General features: G+C 35.2%; 19 protein-coding genes (1 of these 19 only partly in view). 12 read left to right on the forward strand and 7 right to left on the reverse strand.

The window, feature by feature from the left end; translation table 11 throughout:
- Nucleotides 1–3 precede the first annotated feature (3 nt).
- From PT603_RS07570 to PT603_RS07580, 3 genes are read left to right on the forward strand one after another with little or no spacing between them, the layout of a single operon-like run.
- On the forward strand, nt 4–1,692 hold the full coding sequence (locus PT603_RS07570; RefSeq protein WP_008238988.1) for a M23 family metallopeptidase: 1,689 nt from the start codon (nt 4–6) through the stop codon (nt 1,690–1,692).
- A gap of 12 nt (nt 1,693–1,704) precedes the next feature.
- Nucleotides 1,705–4,164, forward strand: coding sequence for a TonB-dependent receptor (locus PT603_RS07575; protein ID WP_008238991.1), 2,460 nt, complete (start codon nt 1,705–1,707; stop codon nt 4,162–4,164).
- A 21-nt stretch (nt 4,165–4,185) separates the two neighbouring features.
- Nucleotides 4,186–4,833: a hypothetical protein gene (locus tag PT603_RS07580; protein WP_008238993.1), complete on the forward strand. Its 648-nt coding sequence runs from the start codon at nt 4,186–4,188 to the stop codon at nt 4,831–4,833.
- A 3-nt stretch (nt 4,834–4,836) separates the two neighbouring features.
- On the opposite strand, the gene PT603_RS07585 is transcribed toward PT603_RS07580, so the two are convergent.
- Nucleotides 4,837–5,985 carry a cysteine desulfurase family protein gene (locus PT603_RS07585; RefSeq protein ID WP_008238995.1) on the reverse strand — a complete coding sequence of 383 codons (1,149 nt, stop codon included), beginning with the start codon at nt 5,983–5,985 and terminating at the stop codon, nt 4,837–4,839.
- A gap of 160 nt (nt 5,986–6,145) precedes the next feature.
- Between PT603_RS07585 and PT603_RS07590 the strand changes: the two genes are divergently transcribed.
- Nucleotides 6,146–6,658 carry a hypothetical protein gene (locus tag PT603_RS07590; protein WP_008238997.1) on the forward strand — a complete coding sequence of 171 codons (513 nt, stop codon included), beginning with the start codon at nt 6,146–6,148 and terminating at the stop codon, nt 6,656–6,658.
- On the opposite strand, the gene PT603_RS07595 is transcribed toward PT603_RS07590, so the two are convergent.
- Both PT603_RS07595 and PT603_RS07600 read right to left on the reverse strand, forming a co-directional pair.
- The gene (locus tag PT603_RS07595; RefSeq protein WP_008238999.1) at nt 6,659–7,210 is read right to left on the reverse strand and encodes a DUF8465 domain-containing protein; all 552 of its coding nucleotides are present in this window, start codon (nt 7,208–7,210) and stop codon (nt 6,659–6,661) included.
- Nucleotides 7,188–7,439: a hypothetical protein gene (locus tag PT603_RS07600; RefSeq protein WP_008239001.1), complete on the reverse strand. Its 252-nt coding sequence runs from the start codon at nt 7,437–7,439 to the stop codon at nt 7,188–7,190. The genes PT603_RS07595 and PT603_RS07600 overlap by 23 nt, the downstream gene beginning before the upstream one ends.
- 55 nt (nt 7,440–7,494) lie before the next feature.
- On the opposite strand from PT603_RS07600, the gene PT603_RS07605 reads away from it, so the two are divergent.
- Nucleotides 7,495–7,812 carry a DUF2752 domain-containing protein gene (locus tag PT603_RS07605; RefSeq protein WP_309258591.1) on the forward strand — a complete coding sequence of 106 codons (318 nt, stop codon included), beginning with the start codon at nt 7,495–7,497 and terminating at the stop codon, nt 7,810–7,812.
- A 7-nt stretch (nt 7,813–7,819) separates the two neighbouring features.
- Nucleotides 7,820–8,134 (forward strand): CCC motif membrane protein, encoded by a 315-nt coding sequence (locus tag PT603_RS07610; RefSeq protein WP_008239004.1) that lies wholly within the window; start codon nt 7,820–7,822, stop codon nt 8,132–8,134.
- A 39-nt stretch (nt 8,135–8,173) separates the two neighbouring features.
- On the opposite strand, the gene rocD is transcribed toward PT603_RS07610, so the two are convergent.
- Nucleotides 8,174–9,415, reverse strand: coding sequence for an ornithine--oxo-acid transaminase (rocD, locus tag PT603_RS07615; RefSeq protein WP_008239006.1), 1,242 nt, complete (start codon nt 9,413–9,415; stop codon nt 8,174–8,176).
- 221 nt (nt 9,416–9,636) lie between these two features.
- Here rocD and rlmD point away from each other — a divergent pair, with 221 nt between their 5' ends.
- The 3 genes from rlmD to PT603_RS07630 are packed head-to-tail and all read left to right on the forward strand — an operon-like array spanning nt 9,637 to nt 12,264.
- Nucleotides 9,637–11,046, forward strand: coding sequence for a 23S rRNA (uracil(1939)-C(5))-methyltransferase RlmD (rlmD, locus tag PT603_RS07620; protein ID WP_008239008.1), 1,410 nt, complete (start codon nt 9,637–9,639; stop codon nt 11,044–11,046).
- 2 nt (nt 11,047–11,048) lie between these two features.
- Nucleotides 11,049–11,561: a DUF6452 family protein gene (locus PT603_RS07625; protein ID WP_008239011.1), complete on the forward strand. Its 513-nt coding sequence runs from the start codon at nt 11,049–11,051 to the stop codon at nt 11,559–11,561.
- The gene (locus PT603_RS07630; RefSeq protein ID WP_008239013.1) at nt 11,527–12,264 is read left to right on the forward strand and encodes a DUF6048 family protein; all 738 of its coding nucleotides are present in this window, start codon (nt 11,527–11,529) and stop codon (nt 12,262–12,264) included. Before PT603_RS07625 ends, PT603_RS07630 begins: the two co-directional genes overlap by 35 nt.
- On the opposite strand, the gene PT603_RS07635 is transcribed toward PT603_RS07630, so the two are convergent.
- Together PT603_RS07635 and PT603_RS07640 are read right to left on the reverse strand one after the other, a co-directional pair.
- The gene (locus PT603_RS07635; RefSeq protein WP_008239015.1) at nt 12,261–12,497 is read right to left on the reverse strand and encodes a hypothetical protein; all 237 of its coding nucleotides are present in this window, start codon (nt 12,495–12,497) and stop codon (nt 12,261–12,263) included. The genes PT603_RS07630 and PT603_RS07635 overlap by 4 nt on opposite strands.
- Before the next feature lie 43 nt (nt 12,498–12,540).
- Nucleotides 12,541–13,698 carry a THUMP domain-containing class I SAM-dependent RNA methyltransferase gene (locus PT603_RS07640; protein WP_008239019.1) on the reverse strand — a complete coding sequence of 386 codons (1,158 nt, stop codon included), beginning with the start codon at nt 13,696–13,698 and terminating at the stop codon, nt 12,541–12,543.
- Between the two features lie 56 nt (nt 13,699–13,754).
- On the opposite strand from PT603_RS07640, the gene PT603_RS07645 reads away from it, so the two are divergent.
- Genes PT603_RS07645 through PT603_RS07655 form a run of 3 tightly spaced genes read left to right on the forward strand, consistent with a single transcriptional unit; the run spans nt 13,755 to nt 15,588 of the window.
- Entirely contained in the window at nt 13,755–14,486 is a 732-nt protein-coding gene (locus PT603_RS07645) for a class I SAM-dependent methyltransferase (protein ID WP_008239022.1), read from the forward strand.
- Complete coding sequence (locus PT603_RS07650) at nt 14,486–15,157, forward strand: ZIP family metal transporter (RefSeq protein WP_008239024.1); 672 nt, start codon at nt 14,486–14,488, stop codon at nt 15,155–15,157. The genes PT603_RS07645 and PT603_RS07650 overlap by 1 nt, the downstream gene beginning before the upstream one ends.
- Nucleotides 15,158–15,159: 2 nt before the next feature.
- A complete protein-coding gene (locus PT603_RS07655; protein ID WP_008239028.1) occupies nt 15,160–15,588 on the forward strand; it encodes a DUF4268 domain-containing protein in 429 nt (142 codons plus the stop codon).
- Here the strand turns inward: PT603_RS07655 and trhA are convergent.
- On the reverse strand, nt 15,578–15,986 hold the 3' portion of the coding sequence (gene trhA, locus PT603_RS07660) for a PAQR family membrane homeostasis protein TrhA (protein WP_008239029.1). It continues 224 nt past the right edge of the window; the window shows 409 of its 633 coding nt (coding positions 225–633); the start codon falls outside the window, past its right edge; it ends in the stop codon at nt 15,578–15,580. The two genes, PT603_RS07655 and trhA, sit on opposite strands and share 11 nt — an antisense overlap.

Below are 15,986 nucleotides of genomic sequence, written 5' to 3' on the forward strand. Positions count from 1 at the left end.
TTCATGCGTATTTTATTGCTTTTTCTAGTCGTTGTTTCATCTGCTTTTTCTCAAGGACATTATCCAAAAGATTCCTTCTCTTCACCATTAGACATACCCATACTCCTATCGGGAACATTTGGGGAACTGAGATCCAATCATTTCCATTCGGGCTTAGACATCAAAACACAGCAACGTGAAGGCCTAACTGTATATTCCATCGCCGAGGGATATATCTCACGAATAAAGGTTAGTGCCTGGGGATATGGAAAGGCTCTTTACATCACACATCCTAATGGATATACGTCAGTATATGCACATTTACAAAAATTCACCCCTGAAATAGAAACCTATATCAAGAAAAGACAATATGATAAAAAATCATTCGAAATAGAAATTTTTCCCTCTGCTAACGAACTACCAGTAGTACAGAAACAAGCAGTTGCCTACAGTGGGAATACAGGTGGTAGTGGAGGACCTCACCTTCATTTCGAAATAAGAGAAACAGCATCTGAAAAACCTATTAACCCGCTCCATTTTGGTTTAAAAGTACCAGATTCAGAAGCACCAACTATTCTAGGATTGTTTGCTTACCCTCTTTCAGATAATGCACATATCAATAATACGTATAGTACTCAGCAACTCAAAATTACCAAACAAAAAGATGGATCTTTTCTAGCCGATTCTGTATATGCTTTTGGAACCATAGGCTTTGGAATAAATGCCTATGACCGCCAGGATAAAACCTATAACAAAAATGGGGTTTATAAAATTGAGATGCTTGTGAACGGAACTTCACAACTAAGCTACCGTTTTGATTCCTTTTCTTTTGATGAAACTCGTTTAATAAATACCCTAATTGATTATGAGTATTTAATAACTCATAGACAACGGGTGCAGCAAAGCTTCAAAATACGTGGAAACCAATTGTCAATATATGAAAGGGCTTTAAATGATGGTAAACTACTAATTGACAACAATACGACCTACAATGCCACCCTTCTTATAAAAGATTTCAACAACAACGAAACAGTGATTAGGATCCCTATTCAAGGCCGCACTAAACCCAAAGACTCAATCATCAAAGCTCCCAATTCCGGAGAATTGCTTATTGCAACGCGTGAACAAAACTATACTTTCCCAATTGGTTCAGTTCATTTCCCGGCCAATACATTTTACGACGATTTTTATATCGATCTACAGAGTGACACTACTACTATTACAATTCATAATAATAAGGTCCCAGTACATAATTTTTACAATCTAACTTTTGACGTTACTAAGTACTCAGAAGAAGATAAAAAACAACTCTTTATAGCTGCAGTAAATTCAAGAGGAAAGCTAAGCTATGAAAACACTGTAAAAAAAGAAAACCTCTTCACCACACGAACTCGCACTTTAGGAAAGTTTACACTAGCAAAAGACACCATACCTCCAAAGATAGTACCGGTTAATTTCAAAAAAGAACAATGGTTAACAAACTTCCGAAACCTACAACTTAAAATAACTGATGACCTCAGTGGAATTTCCGACTACAAAGCTTTCATTAACGGGGAGTGGATTTTAATGGAGTATGAACCCAAAAACAATACGTTAACATTTGACTTTGACGATTTTAAATCAAAAGAAACAAAACATAATTTTGAACTTATTGTAACTGATGCTGTGGGAAATAGCACTACATTTACGTCAACCTTTTATCGGAAAAATTAAAATTAATCGTTTGTGAAAAAAGCCTTCTTGCTTCTTTTATTTTTAAACTCAGCCCCCTTCTTTTTGTTGGGTCAAACAGCGACATTACGAGGAATAGTGTTGAGTGAAAATAACAAGCCATTGGAGGCCGTAAATATAACTTACAATCAACAAGGAACCTTGTCGAATGAAAATGGTTATTATGAACTAAAAATACCTGCAAATACCACTGTTCAAATTTCTTTTTCCCATCTTGGTTTTAAACCTATTATATTAAACCTTATTTTAAAAAATGGAGAAGACCGCGAGTTTAATCCTATAATGAAAAACAGAGTAGAACAAATAGGAGAAGTTGTAATTGCTCAAAATCACCGAAAAATTGTAGAGGGTATAACCAACCTATCCCCAGAACAAATCCGAAAATTACCTGGTGCTAATCCAGGAGTTGAAAATCTTTTAAAATCATTACCTGGAGTTAATTCTAATAACGAACTTAGCACACAATATTCAGTTCGCGGTGGTAATTTCGATGAGAATTTAGTCTACGTTAACGAAATTGAAATATACCGTCCTTTCCTTATAAGATCAGGACAACAGGAAGGATTAAGCTTCATTAATCCTGATTTAATTCAAAATATTGATTTTTCCTCTGGAGGTTTCAAATCTCAATATGGGGACAAGCTATCTTCCGTGCTTGATATAACCTATAAAAAACCCATCGATTTTGGCATTTCATTGCAAGCAAGTCTTCTTGGAGGAAGTGTGACCATTGAGACTGCCGACATTAATAGTAAATTCACTACAATAAGCAGTGTAAGATATAGAGACAACAGTCTTTTGGTCAACTCTAAAGAAACAGAAACGAACTTTAGACCTCGCTTTATTGACGGACAAACTCTATTATCTTACAATCTTTCAGGAAAAGTTCAATTGAATTTTTTTGGCAACATATCTATTAACGACTATGACTACAAACCACTTACAAGACAAACTAATTTTGGTACTCTCCAAAATCCGATAGCACTTATCGTACAATATCAAGGACAAGAGAAGACCAACTACCAAACGGCTTTGGGTGCACTAAAAGCTAACTTTTTTATCAATAAAAACCTAACACTTAAGATAATCACTTCAACACATCATGCTACTGAACAAGAAAATTTTGATATTCTAGCTTCGTACGCCTTAGGAGAAGTAAATACAGACATTGGAGATCAAGAATTCGGAAATGCTTCCTTTACTCAAGCCATTGGATCCCAACTTAATCATGCACGAAATAAACTGGATGCACTAATTTTTAACACAGAACATAAAGGAGTACTTACCCTAAATAATCATCAATTTGATTGGGGAATAAAGTACACTCATGAAGACATCCGGGACAGACTCGTTGAATGGGAAGTGATTGATTCTGCGGGCTTCGTAATTCGCCCTCCTCTCGAAGAACTTCAAAACCAACAACCCTATCGTCCTTACCAAGCACCACTAGTACCCTACCAAAGTGTACGAGCAACTAATTTCACCCAGATTAATCGCATTTCCGGATATACTCAATGGAGCCATCATACCGAATTTGGAAAACACCAAGCATACATTAATACTGGAATAAGGGTTCATAAATGGAATATATGGTCTGAAGACAAAAAGGAGAGTTCACAAATAGTGGTAAGCCCCAGAGCTCAATTTTCATTAAAACCTAATTGGAAACACGATATGCTTTTTCGTGTCTCTGGCGGTTGGTACTATCAACCACCCATGTATAGAGAACTTCGAGATTCAATTGGCTATGTCAACACCAAGGTGAAAGCTCAAAAGTCTATTCATTTTGTTGCAGGAAATGAATACAGTTTCCGAATCTGGAATCGACCATTTAAACTAACCTCTGAGATTTATTATAAAAAATTAACGAACGTTAATACCTATACTTTAGAAAATGTACGAATTCGCTATCGTGCTAGTACCGACGCTAAGGCGTACGCCTATGGTTTTGATACGAGACTACATGGTGAATTTGTTCCAGGAACAGATAGTTGGTTCAGCTTTGGCTATATGAAGACTGAAGAAAACATAAGAAATCAAGGTTATATTGCCCGACCTACCGATCAACGTCTTAAATTTGCAGTATTATTTCAGGATTATATGCCCGCCATTCCCAATCTGAAATTATATTTAAACATGGTATACAACACAGGACTACCAGGAGGTTCCCCAAGTTATGCAGATCCCTATCAATTCCAATCTCGATTACCTGATTATAAAAGGGCTGATTTAGGACTCTCTCATATAATTGTTGGCAACAACAAACTTTCAAAGAAGAATTGGTTAAATAGGTTTAAAGAACTTACTTTGGGCTTTGAAATATTCAACGTTTTTGATATGCAAAATTCCATAACCAATACCTGGGTAAGAGATGCATCAACCTCTCGTCAATATGGCATACCTAATTACATGACTGGAAGAGTGTTTAACGTCAAAATAAATGCACAATTATAATTTTAACAATTTATATAAGCAATGAAAGCTTTTTTCAAACAAACAATATACATCCTAACACTTTTTATCTCGGCCAGCGCCTTGAGTCAAAAGACAGTTTATGAAAACAAATCTTTTGAAGAATTAGCTAGTGATCATAAAGAACTGGCAATAATTCCATTTCACGTGCTATTAAATTTAAAAAATGAGGAACAGCTTACTGAAAGTAATTTAAAAGCATTGGCTGAGCGAGAAGGTTATGCGGTTCAAAATGCTGTGGAGTCCTATTTTCTTAAACGAAAAAAACGGAAGAAATTTAGTGTAAACATTCAAGACATAAAAAACACTAATGCACTATTAAAAAAACACAATATTACCATAAGTAACATCGATGAATTCACCACTCAAGAATTGTGCTCTATTCTTAAAGTAGATGGATTAGTAAGTGGTAATCTAACTCTAAAAGCCCTAATATCTCAGGGTGTCTCTACCTCTTTTGATTTTATTTCTTTTGTTACAGGCAGTTCAGACTATGGTCGAATTGCACTTAAAATCAGCGATGGTGACAGCGGTAAATTACTATGGAAATACGAACAAGAAATTACTCGTAAATCAGGAAAAAACACGCACGAGATTATTGAGAGTATCATGAAGAAGCTCGTGCGTAAATTCCCTTATGACAAAGAATAATTGTTAGCTTTTGGCAAAGTCTGACAAAATCCTGATTACCTGATCAATTTCCTCTTTGGTATTATAGTGGGAAAATGAAAAACGCAATGCAGGACGCTTTAGCGCCTCAGACGACATAAATGCAGAAAGTACATGAGAAGCTCCCGTACTTCCACTCTGACAAGCACTCCCTTTTGAACAGGCAACCCCATTAATATCTAAATGAAAAAGTAAAATCTGTGCTTTCTCTTCAGATATAGGCAGACCAACATTTACTAGAGTGTAGGTACTTTTCTCCATATCTCCTGATGCTCCATTAAACACCCCTTCTGGAAAAGCCTTTGAAAACTCTTGTATAAAGTAACGCTTTAGGTCGCTTACATAGGCTCGCTCTTCAGTCATTTTTGAATACCCCTGAACAAAAGCCTCTTCCAGACCGACAATATTATGCATAGGTTCAGTTCCAGCTCTAAAGCCACGTTCTTGCTCTCCACCAAAAATCAAAGGTTTTAAGCCGGAATCCTTTCGAATGTAGGCAAACCCTACTCCTTTGGGTCCATGAAACTTATGTGCCGCAGCCGTCATAAAATCAATCGGTGTTTTTTGCACATCCCACTCAAAGTGACCAATTGATTGAACTGTATCAGAATGAAACAGCGCATCATTTGCTTTACAAATACTAGCCACCTCTTCTACCGGAAGTAAATTACCAATTTCATTATTTACGTGCATGAGACTCACTAATTTCTTCTCATCTCCTTGCTTCAATAAATGCTCAAGATATTCTAAATTAGGCGTCCCATCTGGATCTAAAACCACAAATTTTACGGTGATTCCGTATTCCTTTTCTAATTGTTCTGCTGTATGCAATACAGCATGGTGTTCAGTTTTAGCAGTAATTATTGTTTTCACTCCCAAATCACGAACCGCGCATCTTAAAATCATATTATCAGCTTCAGTTCCTCCAGATGTGAATATAATTTCAGAAGGTTGCGCATTAAGTTGTTTCGCTATTGTTTTTCTAGCCCGTTCAATAAGACTTTTCGCAGATCGACCAAAACTATGAGTAGATGATGGGTTCCCATAAAATTGCGATAGTGCTTCTTGCATTTTCTCAATTACTTCGCTACGTACCTGAGTAGTTGCAGCGCTATCAAAGTATAAATTATTCATGTTGTGTGTTATTTAATCAATCTCTATTAAGAGGTTCATATGGTATAGGCTCAGCCTCATTAATTTGGTAGACAAATTTAACTGAATAAAAATTAATTACAAGAGCTTTCGTTGAAAAGCCCAAATTCATTTACTTTTGCTATTCATGTAATTGCTAATTATGAAAAAAGTATCACTTTTATTTTTGCTAACTATACTAACTGCATGCAGTGCAGGAGATTTAGAAGTAGAAAACATTGATTTTGAATCAGCAACAGTAAGTAGCTGTACTTCTGGAATTGAAACCACTGTTTTTTTTAAATTAAAATCAAACGAAGGGTTAATTTTAGAAATTCCTTCTGGTATATTAAAAAATGAAGTGAGTATACAACCCTATACCAGTGCAATACCCACCAATTCCAAGTTAATTTATAGGCTTTTCAACGAAGATATTTCTAATAGTTATTTTTGCAGTTCTATTCCACCTTCAAGCCCTGCTGTCATTTCAGAAATGGAAGCCACAGGAGGAACGGTCCAGATTACGACAACTGCTGTTACAAATACAGAGGGAGAAGTCACTAGTTACACTCACTTAATTGTCATTATAGATTTAGTGCTAACCAATGAACAAGGAGAAAGTATTGTAAACCCAATTCTTAATTATGGTTCATTCAGTACTACTCCGGCGCCGTAATTATTTTGCATTCTGATAAATATATACCTCCGTGGCACCTAGTCCATATTTTTGGTAGTCGGCATCATAAAAGCTAACTTGGTCAAATCTTCCGAATAGATACTCCAATTCAGTTTTTAACACCCCTTCCCCAACGCCATGAATAAAAACCACTTTTTGAATTCGATTTTTAATCGCAAATTCTAGTTGCCTTTTAGCGGTTTCAAGTTGTAGACTTAACATATCGTAATTACTCATTCCTTTTGATGAAGGCACCAAATGATGAATATGTAAATCTACTTCCATTTTAGGTTGGTTGCGATCTTTAGGTTTTACGGTAGAAATCTTTCTTCTTTTTGGCAATTCCTTTTCTGCAATTACTTGTTGTAGTTCTTGTCTATTTACAGCAATAATATCTTCTGAAGCAATTTTAACTAATTCCCTTTGCGTAAAAACAAGTTCAAAGCCTTGATCTACCATCACATGGACGGTATCTCCCTTTATGCGTTTTACTATTCCTTTCAACGCATCATCAATAGTTTCTACTTTATCACCTATCCTTAACATTTTCATTTTTTTCTTCAAGTTCATCCAAAGCTTCACTCATTACCGTTGGGGACGTAAAATCGGCTTCATTTCTAGACGGGAGGGTGCGAGTAACACTATATAAACCAAACATTAAAAGCACCAAACCTCCAATCATAAGATAAGTTGCCTCCCATGAATCAGCTGCTGACTGTAGGAAGGTAAGGATTCCACCAACGAAAATACATGCTATATAGAGATACTTCTTTATTTTCATAACAAAAGGATGTTCTACAAAAATAGTATTATTTTAGCTACCAAAAGATCGAAAATTGAAAACTATACTATCCATTTTAATTCCTATTCGTACCTCTGTAGACGATTATATGTTACCATGTATCAACAAAAAGCTTTTTGGAATAGACTGTATGGGATGTGGCTTTCAACGTGCTTTTTCTCTATTATTAAAAGGAGATTTCATAGCTGCCTTTCAAATGTATCCCGCTATATACACTTTATTGTTATTAGGCCTTTTTTTAATTGCAGGACTATTTGTTAAGTTCAAGTATAGTGAAAAAATAAAAATAGGCTTAGTGATTCTAAATCTTCTTATTATCGTCGTAAGCTATATCATTAAAATTAACCAATAACAACTTTATGGAAAAACAATCACTCAGTACAGTCTGGATTTATGTACTTTCAATCTTAGGATTGCCGCTTTGCTGCTGCGCAGGTTTAGGATTTATACCTGCTGGAATTGCTTATTTTATGGCCAATGGTCAAATCAAGAAATTTTACAGCAACCCAGAAGCTTATGATGGGCTTCAAGCTGTTAAAACAGCAAAAATTATTGCCCTAGTGGTCGTAATTATTAATATCCTGTATTTGGCCTATTTCATTTATCAATTAAGCACCGTTGGATGGAGTAATATCCTTAATGAGTACCAAATGCAAATGAAGCAATATGAATAACCTAAAAAAAATGCCACCTTTAAAAAAGTGGCATTTTTTTTATTCAAACTCTTTAAGGGTGTTTTTTATTATATTCACACAATCCATTAGCTGTTCTTCATTCATAACTAAAGGCGGAGCAAATCGAATAATATTACCATGAGTTGGTTTAGCCAAAAGACCATTATCTCTCAATTTCATACAAATATCCCAAGCCGTAGAACTATCCTCAGTGTCGTTTATTACTATAGCATTAAGTAGGCCCTTTCCTCGAACCAATGAAACAATATCAGATTGATCCACATAGGACTGCATTTCTTTTCTAAAAAGAATGCCTAGTCGTTCTGCATTTTCAGCCAATTGTTCATCTGTTACCACTTGTAAGGCTGCCATTGCAACAGCCGCCGCTAACGGATTTCCTCCAAAAGTACTCCCGTGTTGGCCTGGCTTAATAACATCCATTATACTGTTATCTGCAAAAACACCACTTACTGGGTATACTCCACCACTTAAGGCTTTGCCTAAAATCAATATATCGGGAACTACATTTTCATGATGTACTGCAAGCAATTTTCCTGTACGAGCAATCCCCGTCTGTACTTCGTCTGCGATAAATAACACCTTATGCTTTTCACAAAGAGCTTTAGCACCACTTAAAAATCCTTCTGAAGGGACATACACTCCTGCTTCACCTTGGATAGGTTCTACTAGGAAACCAGCTATATTAGTGTGTTGCTCTAAAACTGCCTCAAGAGCATTTAAATCATCATATGGAATCTTAACAAATCCCGGAGTATAAGGTCCGAAATTTTTCCTAGCGCCCTCATCGTTCGAAAAGGAAATAATGGTAGTGGTTCGACCATGAAAATTGTTTTCACATACTACTATTATTGCTTCTTGTTCTGGAATACCTTTACATTCATAAGCCCACTTCCTACACAACTTAATAGCAGTTTCAACTGCTTCTGCACCTGTATTCATTGGCAACATTTTATCATACCCAAAATACCCTGTAGCAAACTTCTCATAACGCCCCAGCATATCATTATAAAAGGCGCGAGATGTAAGGGTTAATGTTTGAGCCTGATTTGTAAGCGCTCCGATGATTGCAGGATGGCAATGTCCTTGATTAACGGCCGAATAAGCAGAAAGGAAGTCATAATACTTATTCCCTTCAACATCCCAAACATACACACCCTCACCTTTACTTAAAACTACCGGTAGCGGGTGATAATTATGAGCTCCATACTGATTTTCTAATGCAATGGCATCTTGCGAAGTAATTTTGTCTAAAACTGCCATTTTGTTTTGTTTTTTATGATACGACTTTATCTATTCCTTCTTTAACGGAGAGAAATCATCCAAAATAACGATTGCAAGTTAACAATAATGCTGCGTATTGTGAAAAGATTTATCATATTCTAATATTCAAGATTTCCTTAAGCTCAGACTACCGGCTATTTTTAGATGTATTCGCATTCATTCAACTACCTTCATATCGTAAAAGATACTATTTTTGTTGCATGCGAAAAAAGAATACAAAACAGCTTTTTGAAAAGCTAACTGTGATAGATGCAGGTGCCAAAGGTAAAAGTGTAGCCAAGGCACCGGATGGAAGGATTATTTTCTTAAGCAATGCCATTCCGGGTGATGTTGTGGACATTCAAACCACCAAAAAAAGAAGTGCCTATTATGAAGGAACAGCCGTAGTCTTTCATTCATACTCAGATAAAAGAACTCAAGCGGTATGTGAACACTTTGGCGTTTGTGGAGGTTGTAAATGGCAGCACATGGCCTATGAGCATCAACTCTATTATAAACAAAAAGAAGTAGAGAATAATCTTAAACGTCTTGGCAAAATAGAATTGCCTGAAATCACGCCTATTTCAGGATCTGAAGAACACTATTTTTACCGGAATAAAATGGAATTTTCGTTCTCAGATAGCCGCTGGCTTACCTTAGATGAAATTCAAAGTACTGAAGAAATTGAAGACAGAAACGCATTAGGTTTCCATATACCTGGTGCGTGGGATAAAATTCTGGATATTAGAAAATGTCATTTACAACGGGATCCTTCTAACGCGATTCGTCTTGAAATCAAATCCTTCGCATTGAAAAATGAAATGCCATTTTTTAATGCTCGTCACCAAAGAGGTCTGCTGCGTTCTGTTATGATACGCACTTCTTCCACAGGCGAATTAATGGTAGTTATCCAATTTTTCAAAGAAGATGTGATTAAACGAGAATCATTACTTAATCACCTTATTCAGACTTTTCCTGAAATTACTTCACTACAGTACATTATCAATGGGAAAGGGAATGATACAATTTATGACCAAGATGTGATTTGTTTCCACGGTCGCGATCATATTTTTGAAGAGATGGAAGGGCTTAAGTTTAAAATCAATGCTAAATCTTTTTATCAGACCAATTCCGAGCAAGCCTATGAATTGTATAAAATCACGAGAGATTTTGCAGGCCTTACTGGTAATGAACTCGTATATGACCTTTACACTGGAACTGGAACTATAGCTCAATTTGTCGCAAAAAATGCCAAAAAAGTAATTGGGGTTGAAGCTGTGCCTGAAGCTATAGAAGATGCTAAAACTAATGCGCAAAACAATACTATTGAAAATGTAGCATTTTTTGTAGGTGATATGAAGAATGTGTTTAATCAAGAGTTTATTGAAACTCATGGTATTCCTGATATTATAATTACGGATCCACCTAGAGATGGCATGCATGCAGATGTTGTTAAACAAATTCTTTCGGTATCTCCCCAAAAGATTGTTTATGTGAGTTGTAATAGCGCTACTCAAGCTCGTGATCTCGCTCTGATGGATTCAATGTACAAGGTAACTAAAGTTCAACCTGTAGACATGTTTCCTCAAACGCACCATGTAGAAAATGTTGTACTTTTGGAAAAACGATAACAATGTTTGAAGTAAATTTAGTAAAAAGCCGCATTCGATATTTTCTAGGAATTCCACTCCTTTTATTACTTTTTTCAGGATGTGAAAAAGATGATATCTGTGTGGAAACATCACTAACACCCAATTTGATTATTCGATTCTACGATCAAGTAAACAGAAGTCAATTTAAAGAAGTTCCAACCTTACGGGTAATCGGTGTAGGATCTCAATATATTTTAATTGATAGGATAACTACAGACTCTATTTCTATTCCATTAAAAACATTAGAAAACACTACTTCCTTCATGCTAATTAATGCATCTGAAGAAGAATTGGAAACAGGAAATAGTGATGTCCTTACCATTACGTATACCCCAAAGGAAATTTTTATTAATCGTGCTTGTGGGTACAAAATGAACTTTGAAGAAGCAAACGGGAGTGTGACCACTGATGAGGCTAACTGGATTCAGGACGTACAAATTATTAACCCAAACATTCAAAATGAAAGAAAAGCACATATCCACCTATATCACTAGTATTTTTCTATTACTTTCTTTAACACTAATAGCCCAGGAAACAGCTAAAGACAGTTTAGGGTACCAACAAAGATATGGGCTTCGTATAGGTATTGATTTGAGTAAACCTATTCGCTCCTTCTTAAATGATAATTACCGTGGCCTTGAATTAATGGGAGACTATCGATTAACACAACGCCACTATATTGCTGCGGAAATAGGAACAGAAGAAAACACTATTGAAGATGAATATATATCCTTTAGTTCAAAAGGTAATTACCTTAAAGTAGGTTTTGATTACAACACCTATGAAAACTGGTATGGGATGGAAAATATGATTTTTGCAGGAGCTCGTTATGGATTTGGAACTTTCAACCAAACACTTAACAGTTATTCCATCTATAACCAAAATCATTATTGGCAGGAAGATCAATCTTCCGGCAGAAATCCCGATTTATTAAAAGAATACTCAGGTTTAACCGCTCATTGGCTAGAAGTTGTTGTAGGCCTTAAAGCTGAATTATTTAATAATTTGTATTTAGGTGCAAGCCTAAGACTAAATTATCTTGTAACCGATTCATCTTCTGACGCGTTTCCAGCCTTGTGGATTCCTGGGTTCAATAAAGTAACCGATGATAGTAAGTTTGGTGTAGGATTCAACTACGGCCTAACTTATTTTTTACCTTTATATAAGAAATCTAAAAAATCAGAAATCAAAGACTAGCCTATTTCTTTAACCTCCTTACTAAATATTGATTTCATAAAAACCTTTTCACCTCGGTCTGTTTTAACGGCTGCAAATTTAGGCCCAATTACCGTTGTAATAACGGCTGCAATCAATGAGTGAATTAAACTATTAATACCAGGGAACACCCATACAGTCAATAGTCTAAAAATGACAAACAACACTGTAAATGCAATAAAATTATATAGTAAAGCTTTGTTTTTTGGTTTCATAATCGCAATTTATTATTTGTTTTTTTGATGGATCTAAACATCCTTACTCAATATATTTTCCTTTTTTACTACCTTCATACATCTCGTACTTTACAAGCCTACTCTCAAGATGTCCATTAAATAATTTAATTTTCCGTGAAGGACGTAATCCCACATGTTTAAGCGCCTCCATGTTGGATGTGATAAACCAAGCATCTGTTCCTGGATAATGCTTTTTCAAGGTATCACCTATGGATTTATAAAACTGTTCCATGTCAATAGAAAGTCGCTCTCCATAAGGTGGATTAAAAACCATATGCAATTTTCCATCTACAGGTTTATACGTTTCAAAAAAGTTTCGCTGAGTAATGGTTATGTATTCTGATAAATTGGCATTCTTCACATTATCCTTTGCCTTTGCAACAGCAGAAGGAGCTTTATCATATCCATATATCTTATGATGAAATTCACGAGTTTTCTTTAAACTACTTTCAATAATTTTCTCAAAAAGATTAGCATCAAAATCTGGCCATTTTTCAAAAGCAAATTCCTTCCTATTAATATTAGGTGGTATATTACAAGCTATCATTGCTGCTTCCACTGGTATAGTCCCACTTCCACACATTGGATCCATAAAATCACATTGACCATCCCAGCCGCTCATCATGATAAGGCCAGCCGCTAATACTTCATTTATAGGTGCTATGTTAGTGGCAGTTTTATATCCTCTTTGGTGAAGAGATCGTCCAGAACTATCAATAGATACCGTTACCTCACTCTGTTGAATATGAATATGTATTCTAATATCTGGATATTTAAGATCTACATCCGGTCGAGTGCCATGAAGATTTCTAAACTTATCAACTATTGCATCCTTTGTTTTCAATGAGATAAATTGCGAATGGTGAAAGCGATCAGTCGCCAGTGTAGCATCAATAGCAAATGTACTATGAACACTCATAAAACGCTCCCAATCCATTTTATAAATTTGATCATACAAGTCTTGTTCATTGCGAACTCTAAAGCTTTTTACGGGTTTCAATATTTTAATAGCAGTACGTAAACATAGGTTTGCTTTGTACATAAATCCTTTGTCCCCTTCAAAAGTCACACTTCTCACACCCTTCTGAACGTTTATAGCTCCTAAATTCCTAAGTTCCTCTTCTAACAATTCTTCAAAGCCAAAAAGTGTTTTGGCAACCATTGTATAATTATTTCCCATAACTGTTCTCCAATAAAAAGCAAAAATAGGTTAATTTAGCAGTTTATTTCGCCAGCATGCAAAAAGATACTAAAAATTGGTTTACTTCATGGTTTGATACCGATTTTTACCACATACTATATAAAGACCGAGACGAGCAGGAAGCTAAGTTTTTCATGGATAATCTTACGCAATATTTAAATTTGCCTGAAGATGCCAGAATTCTAGATTTACCTTGCGGTAGAGGGAGACATTCTGTCTACCTTAATGAATTAGGATATAATGTAGTTGGTGCTGATTTATCTGCAAACAGCATTGCATTCGCTCGAAAATTTGAAAATGAAAATCTCAAATTCACTCAATTTGATATGCGTACGGTGTATGGTGACAAATTTGATGCAGTTTTTAATCTATTTACCAGTATAGGCTATTTTGAAAATGAAGAGGACAATGCACGAACCATTCATGCTTTTTGTCAAAGTTTAAATGAAACTGGTTTTGCCGTTATTGATTTCATGAACGTTGGCTATATTGAAAATTCATTAATCCCTGAGGAAGCCAAAACAATTGAAGGAATAACATTTCATATTAATAGGCATCTTTCAAATAATTACGTCACGAAAGATATTCGATTCTCTCACCAAGGAAAAGAGTATCATTTCACAGAGCGAGTAAAAGCATTAAAACTCCAAGATTTTGAAGCCTATATTGAAGCAGCAGGTGGATACTTACTCGATATATTTGGTGATTATAAACTAGGTAAATTTCATCCCGAAACATCCGAACGACTAATCCTTATTTTCAAATAATGAACATGTATCTACTTCCCATAATAGCAGTCCTAGCTGGCTTTTTATTCTTCATGCTTTTTAGACCACATGAAAAAGGAAAACTAAAGTTATTATTAGCCTTTAGTGGTGCATTTCTATTGGCCATAACAGTATTTGAAATTATCCCTTCTGTTTTCGCTGAAGGATACAACCGCTTTCTTGGATTATTTATTTTACTAGGAATGCTACTTCAGATAATCCTTGAGTTCTTTTCCAAAGGAGCTGAGCATGGCCATATGCATTTTCACAATACTAAATCATTGCCTTTGGCCCTATTTATAAGTTTATGTATACATGCTTTTTTAGAAGGTCTCCCAATTAGACATGATAATCATTTAATGTATGGCATCCTTATTCATAAATTACCAGTTGCCTTCATTCTTACAGCATTTTTACATCATGCCGAAATTCCAAAATGGCGTATTATAGTCACTTTACTAATTTTTGCTGCAATGACACCCCTGGGAACTCTTGTATCAAACAATACGGATTTACTTACCCAAATAGAGCCCTATGTGAATGCCTTAGTGGTTGGTACCTTTCTGCATATTTCTACAGTTATTCTTTTCGAAAGTTCAGAGGGGCATAAATTCAATCTATCTAAATTATTGGTTATAATTTTAGCAATAACTATTGCCTATTTTATGTAAATATGTTCAGCAGGGAAGAATCAAGAAAATTACGAGAAGAATTTTGGATCTCTTTTGGAAAATCATTTCCAAGAAAATGGATATTATATAATACAAAGATTAAAGATTTCAGTTTTAAATTCTACTTTGATACTAAAAAAGCAGCAGTTAGTCTTGATATCGAAGATAGTAACCTTGAGAATCGTATAAATCATTACGAGAAATTAGAATCCTTAAAATCAATCCTCATAGATGAATATTTACCCGATGCTATTTATGAAGACATACACTACCTTGAAAGTGGAAAAGAAATATCACGTATTTATGTAGAATTAACAGGAGTATCTATTCATAATAAGAACACCTGGCAACAAACTATGGAATATTTAAACAACCAAATGATTCAATTTGAAACATTTTGGTATGAATACGAAGACTTTATTAAAGGGTAGTCAATTCTACAAACATAAAAGCGTAGTGAGAAGCACACCCCAATAAGACAAATACATGCCAAATCACATGTTGATATGGCATTTTTTTTATGGAGTAAAATAGGGTTCCCAACGTATAGAAAGCTCCGCCTAAAAAAATTAAAAACATACCCTGTTTCGAGGTAAGATTCCAAAGATTTTTAAAATCAAAAACAATAATCCAACCCATAATAAGATATAAGGCCAGTGAAATGGCTTTATACCTACCAGTAAAAAACAATTTCAAGACTGCTCCAAAGATAGCGATACTCCATACGATTCCAAAAATCAACCAACCACTGCCACTTTGCAATAACAGTAACGTTATGGGAGTATAAGTACCAGCAATTAAAACGAAAATACTAACGTGATCAATCTTA

This window comes from Imtechella halotolerans (assembly GCF_028743515.2).
In the GTDB taxonomy this organism is placed as follows: domain Bacteria; phylum Bacteroidota; class Bacteroidia; order Flavobacteriales; family Flavobacteriaceae; genus Imtechella; species Imtechella halotolerans.